Here is a 301-nt window from a genome sequence, read left to right on the forward strand (position 1 = left end):
CCGGGTGTCGAGCACGGCGGTGTCTCCTGTGGTCAGAAGGAAAGGAACGGGAGCGCGTAGGTGCGGTAGAGGAACTTCCACAGAGGCACCTCACCCACTGCGACCTCGGCGGTGCCGGTGGCCGGCACCGGGGCCCGGCGGAGATTCAGCTCGTAGGCGGTGGAGGTCATCCCCACCTGGCTTCCCAGTTCGATGGGGAAGTAGGTGGATACCGGGACCTCTGCCTCACGCGCGGGAGCCGTTCCTACCCGGGCCGTGATGATGGTGTCCTTGAGCACCAGCCCGTTCGTCGCCAGCGTCA

Annotated in this window: 1 protein-coding gene; it reads right to left on the reverse strand. The window is 66.8% G+C overall.

From position 1 onward, the window contains the following. Positions 1-32 precede the first annotated feature (32 nt). Positions 33-301: hypothetical protein (locus J0695_RS42835; protein WP_206970182.1), on the reverse strand; the 269-nt coding region annotated here is incomplete at its 5' end.

The sequence above is a fragment of the Streptomyces beijiangensis genome (assembly GCF_017315755.1).
Lineage (GTDB): Bacteria > Actinomycetota > Actinomycetes > Streptomycetales > Streptomycetaceae > Streptomyces > Streptomyces beijiangensis.